Origin of the sequence: Streptomyces sp. NPDC097619, from assembly GCF_040302735.1 — a bacterium.
Taxonomy (GTDB): Bacteria; Actinomycetota; Actinomycetes; order Streptomycetales; family Streptomycetaceae; genus Streptomyces.
Genome location: NZ_JBEOSD010000216.1, coordinates 1 through 10,619, shown reverse-complemented (window position 1 = coordinate 10,619; position 10,619 = coordinate 1). Strand labels below are relative to the sequence as shown.

Below are 10,619 nucleotides of genomic sequence, written 5' to 3'. Positions count from 1 at the left end.
CTAACAACTTGAGATTTACTACCACCGCTTAAAACACCCATACCCATCGGAGCGCGTCAGGCGCGCCGGGGGGGCCCCGCCCCCCCCGCCCCCCCCCCCCCGGTGTCGGTGTGCCCACCGGGGGCGGGGCCCCGCCCGGTCCCCGGTGTCCGCGTGCCTCCGACCGGGTCCGTACCGGCGGACCGCGGCCGGATCGCACCGCACGGCGCGGCACCCCGGGACGGGGGAGCGCGTGCGCCCCCGGCGCAATCGGGTACCCGTACGAGCGCTCGCCCCCGGGCGGGACGCATGCAGGTGAATCTCCGCAACTGGCCCTCTCCGGGCTGAACGGGCGCTCTAGCGTGGGTATCCGGTGATCAACGGCGGGCCGTCCCGGCCCCGCGCCCCACGTACCGAGGACGAGGATGTCCGGACTTCACGCCCCCGCGGCGCGCGGCGACCGCCGGGAAGGCGGCAGGCGCGGCCGCCCCGCCCCCACCCCGCCCGGCGGCCGCCACCGCCTGCGGGCCCAACTCCTGCGCGCCGCCCTCCTGCCCACCCTCGCCGCGGGCCTCAGCGGAGCCGCCGCGGTGACCTTCACCCTCCGCCTCGGCGGCATCAGCCCCGACGCCCGCCTCTGGCCCGTCCTCGCCGGCTGCGCCCTGCTCTTCGCCGCCGCCCTCGCCGCCGCGCTCCTCGGCGCCCAACGCGCGGTGCGCACCGTACGGGACCGCTGCGAGGCCCTGCGCCGGTCCAGCGTCCGCGGCCGGCAGGAACTGCGGGCCGCCGCCGACCGCCTCGACCACGGAGAAGCCCCGCCGCCCCGCAGACCGGCGACCGCCGCCCCCCGTGGCCTCGACGACGAATTCACCCTGCTGTCCATGGAGTTGAGGCAGGCCCGGGAGGAGGCCCACGGCCTCCTCGCCGGGGCCGCGGCACCGGGCGGCCGCACGGACAGCGACCAGAAGGTCGAGGTCTTCGTCAACCTCGCCCGCCGGCTCCAGTCCCTCGTCCACCGGGAGATCCAGCTGCTGGACCACCTGGAGGACACCGTCGAGGACCCGGAACTCCTCCGCGAGCTTTTCCACGTGGACCACCTCGCCACCCGGATCCGCCGCCACGCCGAGAACCTCGCCGTCCTGGGCGGAGCGGCCTCCCGCCGCCAGTGGACCCGCCCCATCGACCTCAGCGAGGTCCTCCGCTCCTCCGTGGCCGAGGTCGAGCAGTACACCCGCGTCAAGGTGGTGCCGCCCGCCGCCGGCACCCTCCGCGGCCACGCCGTCGCCGACGTGGTCCACCTCCTCGCCGAACTCGTGGAGAACGCCACGGTGTTCTCCGCCCCCGACACCGACGTGCTGCTCCGCGCCGAACGTGTCACCGCCGGCATCGCCATCGAGGTCGAGGACCGCGGCCTGGGCATGCCCGCCGAGGAACAGCAGCGCATGAACGCCCTCCTCGGCGACCCCGACCGGATCAGCGTCCGCCGGCTCCTCCAGGACGGCCGCATCGGCCTGTTCGTGGTCTCCGCGCTCGCCCGCCGCCACGGCATCGCCGTGGAACTCAAGTCGAACATCTACGGCGGGGTGCTCGCCGTCCTCGTGCTGCCCCGCGAACTCCTCGGACCCGAGGAACAGGTCGACCCGATCACGGTCGGCGCCCCGGCCCCCGAGGACCACACCCAGTACCGCACCGGCGCCGCCGGACCCCTCGACGGCGCCGACCCCTACGGCCCGCCGCGCCCACCCGACCCCGTACCCCTCCTCGAACCCGTCCGCACCGGCCCGCCCCCCGTCCCCGCCCGGTCGTCCGTCGGCACCCCCACCGGCGCGCCCCCGCACCCGGAACGCGCCACCGTCCGGAGCGCCGGCGGCCCGCCCCGCCAGCGCGAGCGCACCAACCTCCGACCGGCTCCCGACCCGACCGCACCCGAACGTCCGCCGCTGCCCCGCCGCCGCGCCCAGGAGCACCTGGCGCCGCAGCTCAGGGACGCGCCCCCGGAGCCGGAGCCGGTCCCCGCGACCACCTTCCCGAACGGGGCGGAGGCGGAGCCGCCCGTCCACGACCCCGGGCTGATGGCCGCGTTCCAGCGCGGATTCTCCCTGGCGCAGAGGGAGTCGGACCCGCACCCGCAGACCTGACCCCGACCGCGATCCCGGCCCGCCCCCGTCGCGCTCGCCGGTCCGGGACCGCCGCCCCGTACCCGGGCCCGCACCCCGCCCGCCCGTACCCCGCCCGCACACCGCACTGCCCGTACCGACCGACCCGCCCGGCGGGACCCGGACAACCCGGCAAGGAGCCACCCCCCATGGCCAGTGAAGTGCCGACCAGCCAGCCCACCAGCCAGCTCTCCGACCTCGACTGGCTGCTCAGCGGGCTGGTCCAGCGCGTCCCCCACACCCGCAGCGCCGTCCTGCTCACCGCGGACGGCCTGGTGACCTGCGTGCACGGACTCGACCCCGACAGCGCCGACCACATGGCGGCCCTCGCCTCCGGGCTCTACTCCCTCGGGCGCAGTGCCGGCTCCCGGTTCGCCGGAGGGGCCGGGGTCCGGCAGGTGGTGGTGGAGCTGGACTCCGCGCTCGTCTTCGTCTCCGCCGCCGGTTCCGGCACCTGCCTGGCGGTCCTCGCCGACCGCGAGGCGGACGCGGGGGTCCTCGGCTACGAGATGGCGATGCTGGTCAAGAGCGTCCGCCCCTACCTGGCGGCCCCGCCCCGACAGGCCGCCGCCTGTGGGTCCCCCGACCGGTGAGGGCCTTCCTCGCCCCGCAGGACACGCCGTGGCTGGACGACTCGGCGGGCCGGGTCATGCGGCCGTACACGGCCAGCGGCGGTCGGACCCGTCCGACCGCCGCCCTCGACCTGCTCTCCGTGGTCACCGCCACCGGGGTGGCGCCCGGGGCGGCCCTCGGCGCGGACCACGTCCTGGCCCTCACCCTCTGCACGGGGCCGGCCGCCGTCTCGGTGGCCGAGGTCGCGGCCCAACTCCGACTGCCCGCGGTGGTCACCAAAGTGCTCCTGTCCGATCTCCTCGACTGCGGGGCGGTGACGGCGCGGGCCCCGCGGTTCGCGGGCTTCGCCGCCGACGACCGGTCCCTGCTCCTGGCGGTACTCGATGGCCTGCGCCGAAGACTGTGAAGAAGACCACCGCACCGCCGTGCCCGCTCCGCCCGCCACGTTGAAGGTCCTGGTCGCGGGCGGCTTCGGGGCGGGCAAGACCACGTTCGTCGGCGCGGTCAGCGAGATCGAACCGCTCAGCACCGAGGAGCTGGTGAGCGGCCTCGGCGGTCCGCCGGAGCCCGCCGACGGCTCCGGCGGCAAGAGCAGCACGACCGTCGCCCTCGACTTCGGCCGGATCACCCTGGACGCCCGGCAGGTGCTGTACCTCTTCGGCACCCCGGGGCAGGAACGCTTCTGGTTCCTGTGGGAGGAACTGTGCACCGGGGCCCTCGGCGCGGTGGTGCTCGCCGACACCCGCCGGCTCGCCGACTGCTTCCCCGCCGTGGACTTCTTCGAGCGTCGCGGCATCGCCTTCGTCGTCGCCGTCAACGAGTTCGAGGGCGGGCACCGCTACACCCCCGACGAGGTCCGCGAGGCCGTCGGGCTGCCGCCGCACGTGCCGGTGGTGCCCTGCGACGCGCGCCGCCCGGAATCGGGCACCCGCACCCTGGTCGCCCTCGTGGAGCACCTGCTCCACCCGCCCCGTCCGGGAGGTGGTCCGCCACCGGGCCGCTGACCGGCCCGGCGCAGGCAGCACCCGCGGGTCCCGCACGGCCCGCGCCGCTTTCGAACAGGGGGGTACCGCCATGACGTACTACGAATCGACCGGACACCTACTGCTCACCCCGGTGGACCGGGAGGCCCCGGCCCGGGCCGTCCGGCTCCGCGAACTCGGCCTGGGGGAGCGGGCCGACGCCGAACTCGACCTGTACGCGCGGCGGGTCGCCGACACCATGGCCACCCCGTACGCGGTGGTCAACTTCATCGACCAGGAACGGCAGTTCTTCGGCGGCATGTACCACCTCCCCGACGCACCGACCGGTGCCTACACGGGCCGGGAACTGGCCCGTGACCACGGCTACTGCCCGCACGTGGTGGTACGGCGGCGGGCCCTGGTCCTGGAGGACGTACGGGACTACGCGCGCTTCGCTCCGAACGCCGTCGTCGACGAGAGCGGCGTCCGCTCGTACCTGGGCGCGCCTTTGACGGATCGTCAGGGATTTGTGCTCGGCACGGTGGGCGCCGTGGACCTGGTGCCGCGCCGCTGGGGCCGGGACGGACTGGACCGGATCAAGTCCCTCGCCGCGGACGTGGTCAAGGTGATCCACGAGCGGGAGGACGCGGCCGCCCGGTCCTGACCGGGTCCCGGTTCAGGGGGTGCGGAGGAAGCCCGTGAGGCGCTGCCGCAGGCTCGCGGGGTCCAGGCCGTGGGCGGCGGTGTGCTCGGCGTGGGTGCCGTACCGGCGCAGTTCGGCCCGGCCCACCCCCAACCCGAGGACGCGGTGCGGGACCTCGGTCAGGGCTTCGGAGACGCGGGCGGTGGAGGTGCCCGCGAGGTAGGGCTCCACGAGCACCACGTCCGCCCGGGACCGGGTCACCGCGGTCCGCAGCGCATCCCCGTCGAAGGGCCGCACCGTGGTCGCGTACAGCACGGTGACGTCCAGCCCTTCGGTGGCCGCCAGCACGTCGTCCAGGACCGGCCCCACGGCCAGCACCACCCCGGTGGTCCCCTCGCGCACGGTCAGGAACCGGGAGCCGTCCACGGGGAGGGCCTCGCGGTGGGAGAGTTCGGAGAGCCGGACGTACACCTTGTCGTCCCCGGCCGCGTAGGCGTGCCGCAGCAGGGCCTCCGCCTCGTCGGGGTGGCCCGGCACGTGCACGGTCCAGCCGTCCAGGGTGTCCATCAGGGCCACGTCGCCCGGGGCCATGTGGGTGTACCCGCCCGCGGGCCAGTCGTAGGAGGCGCTCGCGCTCACCAGGACCCCGCCGACGCCCTGGTGGCCGAGGTCCAGCTTGACCTGCTCGAAGGGGCGCTCCACCAGGAAGCTCGCGAAGGTGTGCATGATCGGGCGCAGGCCGGTCAGGGCGAGGCCGCCACCGACTCCGATGAGCAGTTGTTCGCGGATGCCGACGTTGACCACCCGGTCGGGGTGTCGGCTCAGGGCCCCACGGAAGTTGGCCGCGCCGATCTCGGCGAGGACCAGAGCGAGTCGCGGGTCCTCGTCCAGCAGCCGCGAGGTCACTGAGGTGAATCGTTCCCGCATGGTGTCCACTTGTTCGTCCCCACTCGTGTGATGCCGTTGTTCGCATGGTGGTGCCGCGGTCCTCCCGGAGCCTCGGGCGCGGGCGGAGCCGACGGCCTGTCGTGTCGGTGGAGGTGCGCGCGGCCGCGTGGGCCGTCGCCGCCTCCGAAATTCAGTCCTTGGGCTCGACCCGGGCGACCACCGCGTGCGGGCGGCCGGGGTGCGGCAGGGTGAAGGCCGCGTGGAGGGCCTCGTGGTCCCGTCCGTCGACGGTGACCGCCGACCAGCCGGCCGCCGCGAAGCGGGAGGCGATGCCGCCGGGCCAGCCGTGGGTGGTGGAGTCGTTGTCGACCACCACGGTGTGCAGGCGGTCGAGTCCGGCGGAGCCGGCGAAGGCGAGGGCCTCGTGGTTGCTGCCCTCGTCGAGTTCGGCGTCCCCGATCAGGGTCCACACCGCCTGGTCGTTCATGCCCTGGGCGCGCAGTCCGAGCGCGCTGCCCACGGCGAGGGGAAGTCCGTGGCCCAGCGAGCCGCTTCCGATCTCCACGCCCGGGACGAGCATCCGGTCCGGGTGGTGGCCCAGGGGGGAGTCGTGGCCGCCGAAGCCGGTGAGCCAGTCGACGGGGAAGAACCCCCGGGCGGCCAGCACCGCGTAGTAGGCCATCGGGCCGTGGCCCTTGGAGAGGAGGAAGCGGTCCCGTGACGGGTCCTCCGGGTCGCCCGGGGTGGTCCTGAGCACCCGGTCGTAGAGCACCCAGAGCACGTCCAGGGTGGAGGTGGCGGCCGGGCCGTGCTTCTCGTCGCCCGTCATCAGCCCCATCAGGCGGGGCAGGTCCTCGTAGCGGAGTGCGGTGTCCGTCGCTGTCTGCGTCATGCGCCCAGCCTCGGACCTCAAGCGCGGTCGAGGTCAAGACCCGCCCCGGGAGAAAGGTGTGCGCGCGGAGCCCCGGAAGTGCGGTATCGTTCTCGTGCGCGTTCAGCCAGGAGGAAACTCCAGGTCAGCGCGCATCGGGACGTGGCGCAGCTTGGTAGCGCACTTGACTGGGGGTCAAGGGGTCGCAGGTTCAAATCCTGTCGTCCCGACTCGTGAGAGTCGTAGGTCTGAGGCCGGTTCGGAATTCATCCGAACCGGCCTCAGGCGTTTCCGGGGCATTTCCGAGACGTTTACCTTGCCGAAGTGTTTACCTTTATTTACCTTGATTTTGCGTGCCCCGCCCCGACAGGGGTGGGGCGCTTCCGCATGCCGTCGAAAGTTTAATTCCGGACCGATATTTCCGGCCGGCTATTTTCGGACAGTGCCGTACTCGGTTCGCGATCCGTGGTGAATGCAGCTTTATTCGGTCGAGTGTGGTGCGGGTGTTCCGGAGGGTTGTCGACATCCCCATGGTTCAGACCTGATGGTTCAGACCTGACGATTGCGCTCGGCTTTGTCGGCGATCTGTCGGAGCGAGCGGCGGACCAGAATGCGGTGGCTTCCCACGCCGATGACGGCGAATCGATAGGCCGCTCCGTGGAATCCCGGAAAAACGCCGTGTGAACGCGCGGCGAGCATCGTTCCGCCCGGTTGTCCGGTGAGGACGAAGGAGAGCCGGTAGGTGGAGAAGCGGTGCCGTCCGGCAAGGGTCAGGCGGGACTCCGGGACGTTCTCGACCACGGCGAACCCGGGGAACGTGGAGCCCTGCTCGGGTGGCGTCCCGGTGACCTCCCGGGGATCGGTGCCCACCACGCGGGCGAACGCGGGGCTGATGCCCAGGTGGGTCCGAGCCACCCATTTGGTCAGTGATGTCCAGGTCTGGGTGAGGGGTGCGGCGACCAGGAGCCGGTGCTCGTCGATAAAGGGAAGGTCTGAATCCGGATTCCGGAAGTCCATGACAGTTGCCTCTCGGGTGGCGGGAAGTCACCGGCGATGTGTCCGGATGGGCCTGAGTATGCGGGACCTCATCCGATCCTGCGGGGCGGACGGTTCATTGGGGATCAGTTGCCCGGTTTGCGTGATGCGGACACTCAGCCATGATCGAAACCAGCGGGTAATACGCTGACCAGCGAAAAAGGCTTAACGGGGAGCTCTCCGCAAAAGCTACCAGCTGGTATTTGAACTACTTTCAAGTAAACACTGTGTGACGTGAGCCACAGGGTTGGCGACTTGGCCAATTCGACTGCTAGCGTCTGCCTTCGCATGAGCTCGGGCCCGCTTCGTACGGTCGATTACCGAGCTTTTTGCATGTGGCAACGGGGGCTGTCATGGACAACGGGGGGATGTCGTGGCCGACATATGTCTTCAGCGGATCGCGATCATCGGAATTTCGGCTCGAATGCCGTTTTCCGAAGGACGCGAAGAGTTCTGGAACCTGCTGAACAACGGAATCGACGCGATTCGGCCGCGCGCCGACGACCGCCCCTACGGACCTGACCGGGGCGGGTTCGTGGAAGACGTCGACGGCTTCGACCCCGCCTTCTTCGGGATGACCCCCCGGGAAGCGGCGCAGGCCGACCCGCAGCAGCGCATCGCCCTGGAACTCGCCTGGCAGGGACTGGAGGACGCGGGCATCGTCCCGGTCCCCGGGACGGAGGGCCCGCGCACCGGGGTGTTCGTCGGGGTCATGGCCGCCGACTACGCCGACCTGGTCGCGATGGCCGGCGACGAGGGAGTCACCCGCCACACCCTGACGGGAGTCGGCCGGTCCCTCGTCGCCCACCGCATCTCGTACGGCCTGGGCCTGTCCGGCCCGAGCCTCACCGTGGACTCCGGGCAGTCCTCCTCCCTGGTCGCCGTCCACCTGGCCTGCGAGAGCCTGCGCCGTGGCGAGAGCGAGCTCGCCCTCGCGGGCGGCGTCCACCTCAACGTCTCACCGCTCAGCAGCACCGTCGTCGAACGCGCGGGAGCGCTCTCACCCGACGGCCGGAGCCACGTCTTCGACGAGCGCGCCAACGGGTACGTCCGCGGCGAAGGCGGCGGGCTCGTCGTCCTCAAGCCCCTGGACAAGGCCCTCGCGGACGGCGACCACGTGTACGCCGTCATCGAGGGCAGCGCCGTCGGCACCGGCTCCGGCGAGGGCGGGCTGACCGTACCGAGCGCCGAGACCCAGGCCCGCACCATCGGCGAAGCCCTGGAGAACGCCCGCGTCGACGCCTCCCGAGTCCGCTACGTCGAACTGCACGGGACCGGCACCCGAGTCGGCGACCCCATCGAGGCCCGCGCCCTCGGCGCCGTCTTCGGCGCCTCACGCGAAGCCGTCGGACCGCTCGCGGTGGGCTCCGTCAAGACCAACATCGGCCACCTCGAAGGTGCCGCCGGCATCGCCGGACTCATCAAGGCCGCGCTCTGCGCGGACCGCCGCGCGCTCGTCCCGAGCCTGAACTTCTCCAGCCCCAACCCCGATATTCCACTGGGTGAGTTGGGGCTGCGCGTGGTCACGGAGAACGAGCCGTGGCCCGAGGGCGGACCGGACGTGGCCGTGGGCGTGACCTCCCTCGGCATCGGCGGCAGCTGCTGCCACGTCGTCCTCACCGCGGCCCCGCCGGCACTCACCGCCGGAGCGGGACACGGGACCGACGGCGATGGCGCTGCTGAGCGCGCGCTGCCGCCGGTGCTCCCCGTCGTGCTCTCGGGCAAGACCGCGGCGGCCGTGAAGGGACAGGCGGAACGACTGCGCGCCCATCTGCTGGAGCACCCCGAGCTGACGTCGGCCGATGTGGCCTTCTCGGCCGTGGCCTCGCGGGCGCAGTTCGACCGGAGGGCCGCCGTGGTGGCCACCGACCGCGACGAGTTGATCGCGCGGCTGGGAAGCCTTCTTGAGGGACCGTCGGCCGCGGGTGCCGTGGTGTCGGGGAAGACGGGTTTTCTGTTCACGGGGCAGGGTGCGCAGCGGGCGGGGATGGGTGCGGGTCTTGCCGCTGCTTATCCGGTGTTCGCGGCGGCTCTGGACGAGGTGTGCGAGTTCATCGATCCGCTTCTCGGGCGGTCGTTGAAGGAGTTGCTGTTCGCGGCGGAGGGTTCGGCGGAGGCCGGGCTGCTGGATCGTACGGAGTTCACGCAGGCCGCGCTGTTCGCCGTCGAGGTGGCTCTCTACCGCTTGGTGGAGTCGCTGGGTGTGAAGGCCGATGTGCTGATCGGGCACTCCGTCGGTGAGCTGGCCTGTGCGCACGTGGCGGGGGTTCTCTCCCTGGCCGATGCGGCGCGGTTGGTGGTGGCGCGGGGTCGTCTGATGGGTGCGCTGCCCGAGGGTGGCGGGATGGTTGCTGTCCAGGCCGCCGAGCACGAGGTCGTCGCCTCGCTGGACGGCTTCGAGGGGCGCTTGACCGTTGCCGCGGTCAACGGGCCCCGAGCCGTGGTCGTTTCGGGCGAGTCGGCGGCGATCGAGGAATGGCTGCCGGCGTGGGAGGGGCGCAAGACGACCCGTCTGCGGGTCAGTCACGCGTTCCACTCGCCGTTGATGGAGCCGATGCTCGCCGAGTTCCGGGCCGTGGCGGAGGGTCTTTCCTTCCGGGAGCCGGAGATCGCGGTCGTGTCGAACCTGACCGGCGGGATCGTTTCCGCAGAGCTCACGGACCCGGAGTACTGGGTCCGGCACGTCCGCGAGGCGGTCCGCTTCGCCGACGGCGTGCGGACCCTCACCGCCGAGGGCGTCACGCGGTTCGTGGAGATCGGGCCCGACTCCGTGCTCACCGCGATGGCCCGCCAGGTCGTGGACGGTGACGAGGTCGAGGCCGTGTTCGTGCCCGCCCTGCGGGCCCGTACCCCCGAGGCCGAAGCCTTCGCAGGATTCCTCGGACAGGCCCACGTGATCGGCGCCGGCGTCGACTGGGACGCCTTCTACGCCGGGACCGGCGTGCGGCGCGTCGACCTGCCCACCTACGCCTTCCAGCGCGAGCGGTACTGGCTGCCTCCCGTGGCGGGGTCCGCGGCGCGACCCGTCGAATGGGTCACCTCCGCCGCGACGGATCCGACCGGTGTGGCGGAGCGGCCGGGGGCGGCCTCTCCGCTCGCCGACCGGCTGGCCGGGCTCGCGCCCGAAGACCGCGAACGCCTCGTCCTGGAAGTGGTGTCGGACGAGGTGGCCGGTGTCCTCGGCCACGTCTCCGGTGCGCTGGTCGACGTGCACCGGGCCTTCAAGGAGCTCGGGTTCGACTCCCTCGCGGGCGTCGAGCTGCGCGACCGCCTCACCGAGGCGACGGGGCTCCGACTGCCCAGCTCGCTGGTCTTCGACCACCCGACCACCACCGCGGTCGCCCGCCTGCTGCTGTCCGAGGTCGAGGGCCGCGACCCCGCCGTCGCGACCCCCACGACCTCCGCCGTCCGGGACGACGAGCCGTTGGCGATCGTGGGGATGGCGTGTCGGTATCCGGGTGGTGTGGCGGGTCCGCAGGATTTGTGGGATCTGGTGGCGTCGGGTCGGGATG

General features: G+C 72.5%; 9 protein-coding genes and 1 tRNA gene. 7 read left to right on the top strand and 3 right to left on the bottom strand.

Annotation, left to right across the window (positions count from 1 at the left end; translation table 11 throughout):
- Positions 1 to 404: 404 nt before the first annotated feature.
- From ABTZ17_RS34105 to ABTZ17_RS34085, 5 genes are all read left to right on the top strand, one after another.
- Positions 405 to 2,117 (top strand): sensor histidine kinase, encoded by a 1,713-nt coding sequence (locus ABTZ17_RS34105; protein WP_352199684.1) that lies wholly within the window; start codon positions 405 to 407, stop codon positions 2,115 to 2,117.
- Between the two features lie 167 nt (positions 2,118 to 2,284).
- A complete protein-coding gene (locus ABTZ17_RS34100; protein ID WP_352199683.1) occupies positions 2,285 to 2,728 on the top strand; it encodes a roadblock/LC7 domain-containing protein in 444 nt (147 codons plus the stop codon).
- 56 nt (positions 2,729 to 2,784) lie between these two features.
- Positions 2,785 to 3,114, top strand: coding sequence for a DUF742 domain-containing protein (locus ABTZ17_RS34095; protein ID WP_352199685.1), 330 nt, complete (start codon positions 2,785 to 2,787; stop codon positions 3,112 to 3,114).
- Positions 3,092 to 3,712, top strand: a complete 621-nt coding sequence (locus ABTZ17_RS34090) for a GTP-binding protein (protein ID WP_352199682.1) — start codon at positions 3,092 to 3,094, stop codon at positions 3,710 to 3,712. The genes ABTZ17_RS34095 and ABTZ17_RS34090 overlap by 23 nt, the downstream gene beginning before the upstream one ends.
- Positions 3,713 to 3,782: 70 nt before the next feature.
- Positions 3,783 to 4,334 (top strand): GAF domain-containing protein, encoded by a 552-nt coding sequence (locus tag ABTZ17_RS34085; RefSeq protein ID WP_352199681.1) that lies wholly within the window; start codon positions 3,783 to 3,785, stop codon positions 4,332 to 4,334.
- A gap of 12 nt (positions 4,335 to 4,346) precedes the next feature.
- Here the strand turns inward: ABTZ17_RS34085 and ABTZ17_RS34080 are convergent, their stop codons facing one another.
- Positions 4,347 to 5,249, bottom strand: coding sequence for a transketolase family protein (locus ABTZ17_RS34080; protein ID WP_352199680.1), 903 nt, complete (start codon positions 5,247 to 5,249; stop codon positions 4,347 to 4,349).
- 142 nt (positions 5,250 to 5,391) lie between these two features.
- Positions 5,392 to 6,093, bottom strand: a complete 702-nt coding sequence (locus ABTZ17_RS34075; RefSeq protein ID WP_352199679.1) for a thiamine pyrophosphate-binding protein — start codon at positions 6,091 to 6,093, stop codon at positions 5,392 to 5,394.
- 135 nt (positions 6,094 to 6,228) lie between these two features.
- Between ABTZ17_RS34075 and ABTZ17_RS34070 the strand changes: the two genes are divergently transcribed.
- Positions 6,229 to 6,302 (top strand) — tRNA-Pro (locus tag ABTZ17_RS34070).
- 319 nt (positions 6,303 to 6,621) lie between these two features.
- Here ABTZ17_RS34070 and ABTZ17_RS34065 read toward each other — a convergent pair.
- On the bottom strand, positions 6,622 to 7,089 hold the full coding sequence (locus tag ABTZ17_RS34065; RefSeq protein ID WP_352199678.1) for a hypothetical protein: 468 nt from the start codon (positions 7,087 to 7,089) through the stop codon (positions 6,622 to 6,624).
- 442 nt (positions 7,090 to 7,531) lie between these two features.
- Between ABTZ17_RS34065 and ABTZ17_RS34060 the strand changes: the two genes are divergently transcribed.
- Positions 7,532 to 10,619 (top strand): type I polyketide synthase (locus tag ABTZ17_RS34060; RefSeq protein ID WP_352199677.1); only part of this gene is annotated, 3,088 nt, incomplete at its 3' end.

Excerpts from the sequence above, each read along its gene's own strand:
- ABTZ17_RS34095 (WP_352199685.1), top strand. The coding sequence starts at position 2,785 with ATGCGGCCGTACACGGCCAGCGGCGGTCGGACCCGTCCGACCGCCGCC.
- ABTZ17_RS34090 (WP_352199682.1), top strand. The coding sequence starts at position 3,092 with ATGGCCTGCGCCGAAGACTGTGAAGAAGACCACCGCACCGCCGTGCCC.
- ABTZ17_RS34105 (WP_352199684.1), top strand. The coding sequence starts at position 405 with ATGTCCGGACTTCACGCCCCCGCGGCGCGCGGCGACCGCCGGGAAGGC.
- ABTZ17_RS34065 (WP_352199678.1), bottom strand. The coding sequence starts at position 7,089 with ATGGACTTCCGGAATCCGGATTCAGACCTTCCCTTTATCGACGAGCAC.
- ABTZ17_RS34100 (WP_352199683.1), top strand. The coding sequence starts at position 2,285 with ATGGCCAGTGAAGTGCCGACCAGCCAGCCCACCAGCCAGCTCTCCGAC.
- ABTZ17_RS34075 (WP_352199679.1), bottom strand. The coding sequence starts at position 6,093 with ATGACGCAGACAGCGACGGACACCGCACTCCGCTACGAGGACCTGCCC.
- ABTZ17_RS34085 (WP_352199681.1), top strand. The coding sequence starts at position 3,783 with ATGACGTACTACGAATCGACCGGACACCTACTGCTCACCCCGGTGGAC.